The organism is Trebonia sp. (assembly GCF_049794275.1).
Classification (GTDB): Bacteria; Actinomycetota; Actinomycetes; order Streptosporangiales; family Streptosporangiaceae; genus Trebonia.
The window spans coordinates 1-11,207 of the sequence record NZ_JBARCR010000389.1 but is presented as its reverse complement, the minus strand read 5'-3'; the positions used below and the strand labels follow the sequence as shown (position 1 = coordinate 11,207).

Annotated in this window: 10 protein-coding genes; all 10 read right to left on the bottom strand. The window is 69.3% G+C overall.

Translation table 11 applies throughout. The annotated features are described in order from the left end of the window. Positions 1-26: 26 nt before the first annotated feature. The 10 genes from WA805_RS10605 to WA805_RS10560 all read right to left on the bottom strand — a co-directional run bounded on the left by WA805_RS10605 (position 27) and on the right by WA805_RS10560 (position 11,184). Positions 27-1,349 (bottom strand): ABC transporter substrate-binding protein, encoded by a 1,323-nt coding sequence (locus WA805_RS10605; RefSeq protein ID WP_424559170.1) that lies wholly within the window; start codon positions 1,347-1,349, stop codon positions 27-29. Positions 1,350-1,381: 32 nt separating this feature from the next. Next, positions 1,382-2,458, bottom strand: coding sequence for a branched-chain amino acid ABC transporter permease (locus tag WA805_RS10600; RefSeq protein WP_422341209.1), 1,077 nt, complete (start codon positions 2,456-2,458; stop codon positions 1,382-1,384). A 2-nt stretch (positions 2,459-2,460) separates the two neighbouring features. Then, positions 2,461-3,339, bottom strand: a complete 879-nt coding sequence (locus WA805_RS10595) for a branched-chain amino acid ABC transporter permease (protein WP_422284571.1) — start codon at positions 3,337-3,339, stop codon at positions 2,461-2,463. 20 nt (positions 3,340-3,359) lie between these two features. Further along, positions 3,360-4,106 carry an ABC transporter ATP-binding protein gene (locus WA805_RS10590; RefSeq protein ID WP_422284587.1) on the bottom strand — a complete coding sequence of 249 codons (747 nt, stop codon included), beginning with the start codon at positions 4,104-4,106 and terminating at the stop codon, positions 3,360-3,362. A 31-nt stretch (positions 4,107-4,137) separates the two neighbouring features. Then, a complete protein-coding gene (locus tag WA805_RS10585; RefSeq protein ID WP_422284570.1) occupies positions 4,138-4,884 on the bottom strand; it encodes an ABC transporter ATP-binding protein in 747 nt (248 codons plus the stop codon). A 263-nt stretch (positions 4,885-5,147) separates the two neighbouring features. After that, complete coding sequence (locus tag WA805_RS10580) at positions 5,148-6,371, bottom strand: acyl-CoA dehydrogenase family protein (protein ID WP_422277576.1); 1,224 nt, start codon at positions 6,369-6,371, stop codon at positions 5,148-5,150. Between the two features lie 201 nt (positions 6,372-6,572). After that, the gene (locus WA805_RS10575; protein ID WP_424559171.1) at positions 6,573-7,043 is read right to left on the bottom strand and encodes a YybH family protein; all 471 of its coding nucleotides are present in this window, start codon (positions 7,041-7,043) and stop codon (positions 6,573-6,575) included. After that, positions 7,033-8,244: an alpha/beta hydrolase family protein gene (locus WA805_RS10570; RefSeq protein WP_425242253.1), complete on the bottom strand. Its 1,212-nt coding sequence runs from the start codon at positions 8,242-8,244 to the stop codon at positions 7,033-7,035. The genes WA805_RS10575 and WA805_RS10570 overlap by 11 nt, the downstream gene beginning before the upstream one ends. Continuing rightward, a complete protein-coding gene (locus WA805_RS10565; protein ID WP_422288026.1) occupies positions 8,237-8,428 on the bottom strand; it encodes a hypothetical protein in 192 nt (63 codons plus the stop codon). The genes WA805_RS10570 and WA805_RS10565 overlap by 8 nt, the downstream gene beginning before the upstream one ends. Before the next feature lie 47 nt (positions 8,429-8,475). After that, a complete protein-coding gene (locus tag WA805_RS10560; protein WP_425242252.1) occupies positions 8,476-11,184 on the bottom strand; it encodes a helix-turn-helix transcriptional regulator in 2,709 nt (902 codons plus the stop codon). Positions 11,185-11,207 lie beyond the last annotated feature (23 nt).

Sequence of the window (11,207 nt, the reverse complement as noted above, 5' to 3'; positions counted from 1 at the left end):
GGTTGTCATGCCATGCTCAACAGAGATCAGGGCGACGGAATGCCGCTCGCTGGCGCCGCCTGCTGGCTGGCTGTCACTGTCGTGATCGCGCCGGATGCGGTGGTGTCCGTGGTCAGGACCGGTCCCTGCTGGGTCAGGACGCCATTTTTGATGACGCCCATGTACGCGCCGGTGATGCCGTCGTGGTCGGTCGAGGAGTACGCGTAAGGGGCGACCGCGGGCCCCTGCGGCAGCCCCGCGTTGATCGCGTTCACCAGGTCGGCCCTGGTCGGGTTCTTGCCCGCCTTGAGCATCGCCTGCACGAAGGTGTACGCGACCGCCTCGCCGTAGTACACGTTGCCGTCGAACGGCGCCTTCGCGTCGTACGTGTCGTGCACCTTCTTGAACAGCGCGGTCCAGCTGTTGCTGGTGTCACCGAGCGTCGGCAGGTAGCCGTCAGTGATGATCCCCGCGGTGAGCTGGTTGCCGTTGACGGTCGCGCCGCCCTGCTTGGCGAACGACTCGAGCAGCCCGGACAGGGTGATCGCGTCGGACCCGACGTTGCTGACCACGAGCGTCGGGCTGTAGCCGAGCTTCAGGCTGTTCAGCTTCAGCAGCGCGGTGAACGCGGGAATCGAGAACGAGACGACCACCTGGGCGCCGGCCGCGTGCAGCGCGGCGACAGCCGGTGCGATGTTGACGTTGGTGGGAACGTAGGTCTGCCTGGCGACCACCATCGACTTCGGGATCTCGTAGTCGAGCCCCTTCACGCCGTCCGTGCCGAACTCGTCGTCCTGGTAGAAGTAGCCGATCTTCTTGCCGGCGAAGTGCTTGGCGACGTACTGGCCGAGGATCTTCCCCTCGCGAATGTAGTCGAGCTGCCACCCGAACGTCTCCGGGGCCGTCGCCGGCTGGTTCCAGCAGTCGCAGCCGGACGCGACGAACACGTCGGGGACCTTCTGCGCGTTGAGGAAGCTCTCCACGGCCAGGTGGGTGGGGGTCCCGAGTCCGTCGAAGATCGCGTACACGTTGTCCTGCAGGACGAGCTGACGCACCACCGAGGCGGTCGTGGTCGGGTTGTAGCCATCGTCGAGGTACTTGTAGACGATCTTGCGGCCGTTCACGCCGCCGTGCGCGTTGACGTAGGCGAAGTACGCCGCCGACGCGGGCGCGATCTCGCTGTAGCCTGGCGCGGCGGGCCCGGTGAGCGGCTGGTGACTGCCGATGGTGATGGTGGTCGCCGTAATGCCTGGCGCGGACGCGGTCAGGGCCGCGCTTGAGCTAGAGCCAGAGCCGGAACTCGAGCTCGAACTGGAACTGCACGCGGCAACCGCGAGCGCGGCCGTCGCCATGACGGCGATCGCTGGCACGCGAAGCCGTTGTGATCTCGATCTCGATCTCTTCACTGAGTGCCTTCTTTCTCATGGGGTCTGGCCGGCGTCTCGCCGGCCGAAGGCATGGCATCCGCTGTGGATGCCGCATGCGATGGACGGGCAGCGGAGATCCCGAAGAGGCGGAGCAGCCACAGCACTCCGCCCTGGATTCCCTGCGGGAAGATGAGCATGACGAGGATGAGCACCACGCCGTACGCCGCGACCGGGATGTTGGACGCGACGGTGGTGGACAGGCCGTGGCTCGTGGCCACGTCGGTGGCGTAAGTCGGCACGAGGACGATCACGAGGCTTCCCCAGATCGCGCCGAGCAGGGTGCCGAGGCCGCCGATCACCGCGCCGGTCAGCAGCGCGATGGACAGCGTGATCGTGAAGGCGCCCGGCGCGACCAGCGCGGTGATGACGGCGAGCAGCGCGCCGGCCAGCCCGGCGCAGGCGGCGCTGACGACGAAGGCGAGGATGCGTGCCTGTGCCACGTTTATCCCCGCGAGCGCGGCGGCGACCTCATCGTCGCGCACGGCGCGCCAGTTACGGCCGATCCTGCTGCGGCCCAGGTTCGCGAGCAGCACCAGGACGACCAGCGCCACTGCCGAGCTGATCCACGCCTGCCACCTCGTCAGCGGGAAGTTCGCGCCGAGAAAGGCCGGCTGGGTGTAGACGACGTTGAGGCCCTGGTCGCCGCCGAGAGTCGACGGGTAGACGTACGCGAGGAACGGGAGCGCGACGCCGAGCATGAGAGTCACGCCCGCGAGGTACGGGCCGCGCAGCCTGGCCGCGGCGACTCCCACGATCGCTCCGGTGGCGGCGGAGGCCACGCCGGCGACCACGAGCACAGCGACGAATGGCCAGCCGAGATGGGCCAGCATGAGCGCGGTGGTGTACGCGCCGATGGCCATGAACGCCCCGTTGCCCAGCGAGATCTGGCCGCTCAGCCCCGTCAGGATCGTGAGCCCGGCGATCGCCGTCACATAGACGGCGATCTCGGCGATCTGGTAATCCCGGAACGCGTTCAGCTTGATGGACAGGATCACGATGATCACGGCCCCGAGAAGGGCCGCGCCGAGGATGCGCAGTAGCGGTGACCGCATGCTCACACCCGCCGCACCTGAGCGCCGGAGAAGATGCCGGCCGGCCGGATCATCAGGACCACGACCAGGATGCCGAGGGCGACCAGGGCGGTCACCTGGGAACCCAGGTAGCCGCCCGTGTAGCTGAGGGCGACACCGAGCAGCAGCCCGCCGATGACCGCGCCAAGGGGGCTGTCGAGCCCGCCGATCACCGCCGCCGTGAAGCCGAACACGAAGATCGTGTCCATGCTGTTGGGGTAAAGGAATGTCGACGGCGAGACCAGCACGCCCGCGAGGGCCCCGAGCAGGCCCGCTAGCGCCCAGCTCACCGTGATCACCCGCGCCACCCGGATGCCGGACAGCCGCGCGACGGTGGCGTTGAACGCCGCGGCACGCATCCGCAGCCCCGCGCTCGTATACCTGAACCCGACCGCCAGCAGCAGGGTAGTGAGCAGCACCGCCGCCGCGACGAACACGTCGAAGCGCGACACGCCAAGTGCTGTCGAGCCCACTCGCAGCCCGGTAACGGAGAAGGCCGCGGGGAAGGACCGGAACTGCCCGCCGTAGAAGATGCCGGCCAGGCCCTCGAGCAGGACCAGCAGCCCGATGGTGATGATCACCGCGTTGAGCTCCGGCCTGCCCTGGGCTGGCCGGATGACGACCAGCTGGGCCACGGCACCGAGCACGACCCCGGCCGCGAGCGCGACCACGAATCCGGCCCAGTAGGAGCCCGTGTGGTAGATCACCTCGATCGCGATGTAGGTGGTGAACATCGCCATCCCGCCCTGCGCGAAGTTCAGCAGCCGGGTGCCCCGCCAGATCAGCACCAGGGACAGCGCGATCGCGGCGTAGATCATCCCGAAGCTGATCCCGCTGAGCGTGAACTGAAGGAACTCGACCACTTGTCCTCCCTTCTGGTCGGCTAGAACCCGAGATAGTGATGGCGGAGCGCCACGTCGGCGGCCAGCGTGTTGGCGTCGGCCGCCGCTACGACACGGCCAAGGTTGAGTACGACTCCGTGGTCGGCGATCGCGAGCGCGGCACGCGCGTTCTGCTCCACGAGGACCACGGTGATGCCGCTTTCCCTGCTGAGCCGCACCACCATGTCCATGACCTGCGTCATGATCTTCGGCGCGAGGCCGAGCGACGGCTCGTCAAGCAGCAGCACGCGCGGGCGCGCGATCAGGGCGCGAGCGATCACCAGCATCTGCCGCTCGCCGCCGGACAAGGTGGCGGCCAGCTTGCGGCGCCGGTCGGCTAGCACGCCGAACCGCTCGTATGCCTCGGCGAGCGCGGCGGTACGGTCCGACCGCCGCCGGGCCATGCCAGGCCAGGACATCGTGCCGAGCCGCAGGTTCTCTTCCACGGTGAGTTCCGCGATGACGCCCTGTCCCTCGGGGACGTGGGCGATTCCGGCTCTGGCCATGTCCTCAGGGCTGCGCCCGGCCTGGTCCGCGCCGTCGAGCAGGATCCGCCCGCTGCGCGGGCGCACCATCCCGCTGATCGCCCTGAGCAGCGTGGTCTTGCCCGCGCCGTTGGCGCCGAGCACGGCCGTGATGCTCGCTCCGCTCGCCGTGATCGTGACGCTGTTCAGCGCCCGGACCCCGCCGTAACCCGCCGTCAGGTCCTCGACCGCGAGGGACGCGGCGCCGCGCGCCCGGGCTTCCACACCCTCGTGGCCCTCCTGGGCCCCGGCCGGGCTACTCACCGCCGGGTCCGCTCGTGCCGAGGTACGCGGTCGCCACCGCGGGATCGGCCTGGATCTCCTTCGGTGTCCCGCGGGAGATCACCTTGCCGAAGTCAAGGACGACGAGTGAGTCGCAGACCGACATCATCAAGTCCATGTGGTGCTCCACGATGACGAGGGACGTCTCGGCGGCGAGCTCGCGCAGGAGGATGCCCAGCTCGGCGAGCTCATCCTCGGCCAGCCCGCTGGCGGGCTCATCGAGCAGCAGGAGTTTCGGCCGGGCGGCGAGCGCCCGCGCCAGCGCGACCCGCTTGCGCATGCCGTACGGCAGCTCGCCGGGCCTGGCGTCCGCCGCCTCTCCCGCCCTCACCCGGGCGAGCGCCTGGCCTGCCTCGTCCCGCAGCCTGCGCTCGTCCCTGTCGGACCTGGGCAGCCCGAGCACCGCCGACAGGAATCCCGCCTTGGCCCTGCAGCTCGCGCCGGTCATGACGTTCTCCGCGGCGGTCAGCCGCTCGAACAGGCCCACCCCTTGCAGCGTCCTGGCGACGCCGAGCCCGGCCAGCTGGTGCGGGCGCAGGCGGGGGTGGGGCCGGCCGTCGATGAACACCTGGCCCGCGTTGGGCCGGATGAAGCCGCACAAGACGTTCAGCAGCGTCGTCTTGCCGGCCCCGTTGGGGCCGATGACACCGACGATCTCGCCGGGCGCGACCGCGAGCGACACGGCGTCAAGCGCCGTCAGGCCGCCGAAGCGGACAGTCACGCCACTGACTTCAAGAACTGAGCCGCTGACTTCAAGAACTGAACTGTGCTTCATGTACACAATTCCAGCTTCGCTAGGCAGGACTTCCTAACTGTGAATCCCCATTCAAGGCATCAGCCGGTGGTTCGGCAAGCCCATCGGGGGCAGTTGTTGCGCATTCGTGGCTTAACCGCAACGCACAGCCACGACTCCACCCACCCGACCCCGACCTATTTGATGATCGTGGGTCATAACTGGCGATATCCGCCGAAAATGACCCGCGATCATGAAGCTGGCTGGATCGTGTACTTGCGGAGCTCGCGGCGGGCGAGCGATCGCTTGTGCACCTCGTCGGGCCCGTCGGCGAGGCGCAGCGTGCGCATGTGCGCCCACATCTGGGCCAGCGGGAAGTCCTGTGACACGCCGCCCCCGCCGTGCGCCTGGATCGCCTTGTCCAGGATCCACTCCACTGTCGCGGGGGTGGCGATCTTGATCGCCTGGATCTCGGTGTGCGCGCCGCGGTTCCCGACGGTGTCCATCAGCCATGCGGTCTTCAGCACGAGCAGCCGCAGCTGCTCGATCCGCACCCGGGCCTCGGCGATCCAGTCCTGGACCACGCCCTGCTCCGCGATCGGCTTGCCGAAGGCGGTCCGGCTCAGCGTCCGGCGGCACATCAGCTCCACGGCGCGTTCCGCCATCCCGATCGACCGCATGCAATGGTGGATCCTGCCGGGCCCCAGCCGCGCCTGCGCGATGGCGAACCCCGCGCCCTCCTCGGCGATCATGTTCTCCGCCGGCACCCGGACGTTGTCGAAGATGACCTCGGCGTGCCCGCCGTGCGAGCCGTCGCTGTAGCCGAACACCATCATGCCGCGCTTGATGGTGATGCCCGGGGTGTCCCGCGGCACCAGGATCTGGCTGTGCTGCCGGTACGGCTCGGCGTCCGGGCTGGTCTTGCCCATCACGATGAAGATGCGGCAGTTCGGGTTCAGCGCGCCGGAGATGTACCACTTGCGGCCGTTGATGACGTAGCTGTCGCCGTCCCTGGTGATGCTCGTGGCGATGTTGCGCGCGTCGGAGGACGCGACGTCCGGCTCGGTCATCGCGAACGCCGAGCGGATCTCCCCGTCGAGCAGCGGCCGCAGCCACTGCTCGCGCTGCCGCTCGGTGCCGAACATCGCCAGCACTTCCATGTTGCCCGTGTCCGGCGCCGCGCAGTTCATCGCGGACGGCGCGAGGGTCGGGCTGCGCCCGCTGATCTCCGCCAGCGGCGCGTACTGCAGGTTCGTCAGGCCGGCGCCGTGCTCGCCGGGCAGGAACAGGTTCCACAGCCCGCGCTTCCGCGCCTGCGTCTTGAGCTCCTCGATAACGGGAGGTGCCGTCCACGGATCGGCGGCCGCCGCCATCTGCTCGGCGAATACCGGCTCGGCCGGGTACACGCAGGTGTCCATGAATTCCGTGAGCCGCCCGATCAAGTCCTCGGTCAGCGCGTCGAAGGCGAAGTCCATCACTGATCCTTCCGGCCGTGGCTGAGATCACCGTGATCCTGTCAGAGCGCGCAGACAAGCGTCCAGTTCATGATCACGTAAGAAAAATGTTCTATACGCAAACTTTTCTTACGTGATCATGGAATACCTGTCCGAAGGTCGTGCGGTGACGGGAACCAGCCGCCACGGCCGCCACAGCCGCCACGCTAGTCCCGCACCGAGTTATGAGTGACCGGCGTATGACTGGCCGCGATTGGCGTCCATGTAAATTTCCGAGACAACGGGCCATGTGCCGTCGCCTTGGCGCTGGAGGACGTGCAGGGAGCGGTTGTCGCGCTCGTCGATGACACCGCCGTCGAGCAGTTTCTGTCCTTCGATGAGGAGGTGGGTCGACACGATGACAACGTCATCGGTGAGGACGCGGATGCTGCTCTGGGGAGGCGCTTTGAGCGTGCCGGCGTTGAAGTTGGCGTCGGCGAACAGGCCGCGCAGGTAGGTGAGGATCTCCTGGCGGCCCTGCTTGACGCTGCCGAAGGCGTTGACCCAGTCGGCGTCGTCGCTGTAGACGTCGGTGAGCTTGTCGGCGTCGCGTTCGCGGAACCCGGCGAGCAGCGATGTAAGGGTCCGGGTGATCGCTTCCTGGTCGCGGGTGGCCAGCGCCGAAAGGCCAGCGGGCGAGTGTTCAGCGGTCATGTTCTTTCTCCTTGCCGGTCACTGCGGCCGGGGTGCGCGGAAGGGTGTTTCTGAGCCAGCGGTAGACGGCCTCGGACCAGATCTCCTGGCCGAGGCCGCTGCAGTGGCCGTCCGCTCCCTGGTGCTCGGTGAGCGGGACGAGCTGTGCCGGGGCCGTCAGCGCGTCCATAAGGGTCTGGCCGCCGCCGCCGGCGAAGTCGTGCTCGGCCTCGATGATGAGGGTGGGGCAGGTAATCTGCGGCGCGTGCGAGAGCATGGTGAACGCGCGCAGCTCGGTGAAGTATTTCTCGATGCTGTCGAGGCCGTGGGCCGCCATCCGCGCGCCGAAGAACTCGGCGCGATCGGCGCCGACCCGCATCTGGGCTCTCACGACGGGGGCGGCGATCTTTCCCGCTAGTCCGCCGGGGATGCGGGCGCCCATGTCCGGTTGCGCTGGGTCGCAGACCAAGGCGGCCAGGCGGTGTTCGAACGAGGCGGCCCGGGGGGCGAGGTAGCCCCCAAAGGACCGCCCGATGAGCACCAGCGCACCGGGCTGTACTTCGGGCCGGGTCAGCAGCCAGTCCAGGACGGGGGTGAGCACGTGCTCAAAGTCCGGCCGCAAGAACAGGCGCTGGGTGTAGAGGGCCTCTCCCTGGCCAGGCCCTTCGAAGACCAGCGCGTTGTACCCGCGCTCCAGGGCGGCGGGGACGTTGGCCCAGCCGGCTTCAGCGGTCGAATCGTACCCGCACGGAAAGATGACAGTCGCTCTGGCCTCACCCGAATCATCTGGGGCGAAGAGGTATCCGCTGACCGTTGTGGAGTCGTAGGGGATGCGGACGGCCTCGGCAGGGTGGTCCATCAGCGCGGCAGCCGATCTGAACGTGTCGACGTGGGCACGGTAGGCGTCTTGGAGGCGGCGGCCGTCGAGGTCCGAGCGCAGGAAATAGAAGGCCTGGCGGTAGTACTCGCTGGCCCGCAGGTAGCCATGACGAGCGCTCGCCCGTTCACCTGACGCGCGGGTCTTCTCGGCGGTTTGCCGCGCCTGGTCGGCGGTCTTTGACCAGGCGTCGTACCAGGCGGTGCCGCTCGGCTTGCCGATCCGCCGGGCGGTGGCCATCGCCTCGCCCAGGTCGGCACTGCCGGCCATTGCGGCCGCCAGTGTCCGGGTCAGCTGGCCGTCGTAGGACGCGTCGCGGAACAGCACCCTTGCCGGGTCAGTCATGGTGTTTTCCTTCCGGTCCGGACGGCGCGTCGTGGTTCGGCGCGGTGGCGCACAGCCCCTCCAGGCAGGCGACAAGCTCCAGCACGCCGTCGAAACGGCGACCCTCGCCGACCGAACCGGCCAGCCTGGCCGTGCCCGTCAGCCGCCCGTCGCCCGACTGGACGACGTCGATGATGATCTGCATGCTCCGAGCATGCTCGAAGGCGGGACGACGGTCCCTAGGAGAAACGCCTAGTTGAACACCTGGCCGCGCAGTTCCCGCCTCGACGTGATCCCCAGCTTCGCGAAAATGTGGCCCAGATGGTAGTCGACAGCCTTCTGGCTGACATACAGCTCGGCAGCGATCTCGCGGTTGGTCAGCCCTTTCGCCACCAGAACGGCGACGTCACGCTCCCGGTCGGTCAGCTCCAGCGGAGACCGGGATCCTCGCTCGCCGACAGTGATCCCATGCGAGGCCAGGTCGGCCTCCACCCGGCTCAGGAACGGTTCCGCGCCCGCCCCGGCGAACAGGTCACGGGCGACGCGAAGCTGGTCGACAGCCTGGCGTCGCCTGCCCCCGCGGGCGGCCAGCAGCTGACCGAACCTGTGATGCAGCCCGGCCCGGTCCAGCAGCGGATCGTCCGCGGTGAGCAGGGCGATCGCCCGGTCGTAGCTGGAGCCCGCCTGATCGGGGCGTCCCCGGGCCGCCTCCAGATGAGCGCGGGCCCCCTCGATCCTGGCTTGCATGTTCAGACCGCGTTGCCGCGCCGCGGTGTCGAGCAGTTCAATCTGCTCGGCCGCTCTGGCCAGCTCGCCGCCATCGATCATTGCCTCGATCAAGCCGGGCCACCAGGCCAGCGACGTCGCCATCGGGATCAGGCGGGTGTTCGCGACCAGCGGGGCGAGGACCTCCACGACCTGCCCCGGATCGTTGCGGGCCCTGGCCACCGCGGCCTGGGCAACGCGAGTGGTGACGACCGCCTCGATCGTGCCCGCCTCTGCCGCCGCGGCGGCTGCCGCTGTGAGGTGCTCGTCGGACCGCTGCCACTCGCCCCGGCCGCCGAACAGGCGAGCCAGCGCGGCGTGCACCTGCGCGTCAATCCAGACCCGCCGTTCGCCCGACACCAGCGACAGGGCCGTCCGGGCATGGACAAGCGCTTCGTCCCACTCCCCCGAGTACAGCAGAAGCTGCGCGAGCTGCATGTGCGCTCTGGGCAGCTGGGCGGCGGCGGCACCGTGACGAGCCAACCGGATCGCCGCCCGCAGGTCGGCGATGGCCGCGGTGGTCCTTCCGGCATAGAAACCCAGCGTGCCGCGAACGATCAACAAGTCGGCGTCAGCCGCCCGCACACTCTCAGCAGGCTGGGGCAGACGGCTGGCGAGGCGGTCCAGGGCCGCCGCGGCACCGTGGTCCGCGGCCGTTCCGGCCGCGAGCGCTATCCAGCCATTTCGCTCCAGCTCGCCGGGCAGGTTGCCCAGGGCCAGCAACCTCGTCGCGGCGTCGACAGCTTCCCGGCCCCGGCCTTGGGTGTAATACAACGTGCCGAGGTGACCGAGCGCCGCGGCGGCAACCTCACCGTCCGGCTCCGGTCCGCCCGCCGATTCCGAGGCCGCGATGAACCAGGATTCTGCCGGGGTGCTCGCGGCTTCCTCCCACGCCAGCTGCCCCAGGACGAGGCTGCGCAGCGGCCCTTCGCCGCACCCCTCCACCCGTTCACGAAGCTCAGCAGCCCGCGCCGTCTGCCCGTCCTCGAGCAGCAACCGGGCTGCTCGCAACACCCGCCGTTCATTCAGCTGAGGATCAGAGCCAACAGATGACGCCCACAGCAGGTACGTGGCTGCCACGCTCCGGGCCCCTCGGCCGGCCCGTTCGGCCGCCGACTCATCGAGATCTTGCGCCAGGTCGTCGTCGATCCCGTCCGCGGCGGCCACCCGGTGCCGTAGGGCAGCGGCCGCGTCGAGGGATTCTGCCGCGGCCCGGTGCAGCTCCCGGCGCCGGGTGGGTGCGAGGTCGGCGTACAGCGCCGCCCGGTACAGCGGGTGAGTGAAGCCCGCGGGCGTACTCGCCTCGCCGGGCCGCCACGTCACGAACCCCGTCTCTAGCAGCGCCTCCAGCGCCCCGGCCGGATGGTCGACCCGGGCGATCCGCCCGGCCACCGGCAACGGCACCACCCCGCCCGCTACGGACAATGCCGCCGCCAGTTGCCGGGCATCTGGCGGCAGTCCGGCCAGCCGGGCCAGGATCGTCGATGCAAGCGACCGGGGTACCGGAAGATCCCCGCCGGGAGCGGCAAGCTGCGAGAAGGAAAGTTCAGTCAGCAAGGTCCGGACGTACAAGGCCAGGCCGCCGCTGTGCTCGTGCAGCCGCTCGACCGCCCGCGCGGGCAGGGCCAGGCCGGCGACGCGAGCCATCTCGCCTACGTCGTCCCTGCCCAGGGAACCCAGGACGACCCGCAAACGACCAGACGGATCCGAAAACAGGCGCTCCCACCCGTCGGGCGCGGCGCCCGGGCGGCTGGTCACCAACAGCAGCACCCGCTCCTCGCCCACCCGCCGGACGACGGCCAGCAGCGCCTGGCGGGACTCACGGTCGGCCCAGTGCAAGTCCTCTACCACCACCGCCACCGGACCGCCACCGCCCGCCTCGCTCAGCAACCCGACGAGGTCCAGCCCGGCAGCCTGCGGGCTTTCCCCGCCTTCGATACCGAACTGTTGCAGCACGGCAAACGGCTGGTCGGCCGCCGACTCGTCCGCGGCAGACCGCCGCACGACAAAGGCAGCCGGAAGCCCAGCGACCACATGGTTGACGAGCGCTGTCTTACCCGAGCCCGGATCCCCCTCGACCCACACCACCCGGCCCGCCCCGCCCGACACCGCGTCGACACAAGCCCCGATCGCGGCCAGCTCGGCGACCCGTCCGACGAACCACTCGTCGCTAGCCGGCAATTCCCAGCGGCGCACAGCCCGAACCTACCTTTCAACAA